This window comes from Corallococcus sp. AB018, assembly GCF_003986945.1.
Classification (GTDB): Bacteria; Myxococcota; Myxococcia; order Myxococcales; family Myxococcaceae; genus Corallococcus; species Corallococcus exiguus.
Genome location: NZ_RAWR01000501.1, coordinates 1 through 525, shown reverse-complemented (window position 1 = coordinate 525; position 525 = coordinate 1). Strand labels below are relative to the sequence as shown.

Sequence of the window (525 nt, the reverse complement as noted above, 5' to 3'; positions counted from 1 at the left end):
GTTCTCGGTACCTGCCCTTGTGGGCGCGTTGACGCTCGGAGGACGGCTTCGCGGGTCGCCGGAGCAACCCTCCGCGCGGGGCCGCCTGCTGCTGGCCGTGAGCGCCATTCCGGCCCTGATGCTGTGGGTGCCGCAGGTGCTCAACCTCTACGTCGCGCTGACGCTCGCCCTGGCACCGGTGGCGACGCTGGCGGTGGCGCCCTGGCTCGCGATGCTGTGGCCGCAGGTCTTCGCGCCCACGGCGCGCCCCGGCCGGACGGTAGCGCTGCCCATGCTCGCGCTGGCGTGCGTGCTGCTGGGCGCAGGCGTGGTGCGGGAGCGCTTCGACGCGAGCGACCCGCGCCCCAGCAGCGTCGCCTACGCAGTGGATGCCAGCCTCGGCGAGGCGTACTGGCTCTCCAGCGACTTCGAGGTGGACGCGTGGGCCTCGCGCTTCGTGAGCGCGGATGCTCCGGCGCGCCGCCTGGACAGCTACCTGCCCCGCTTCTGGCGCGACGTGCGCGTGGCCCCCGCGCCCCACCGGCC

At 74.9% G+C, this 525-nt stretch carries 1 protein-coding gene; it reads left to right on the top strand.

Going from position 1 to position 525, the window contains the following annotated elements; genetic code table 11:
• Positions 1 to 28: 28 nt before the first annotated feature.
• Positions 29 to 525, top strand: a 497-nt coding sequence (locus D7Y11_RS42880) for a hypothetical protein (RefSeq protein ID WP_199753984.1), incomplete at its 3' end; no start/stop codon positions are given.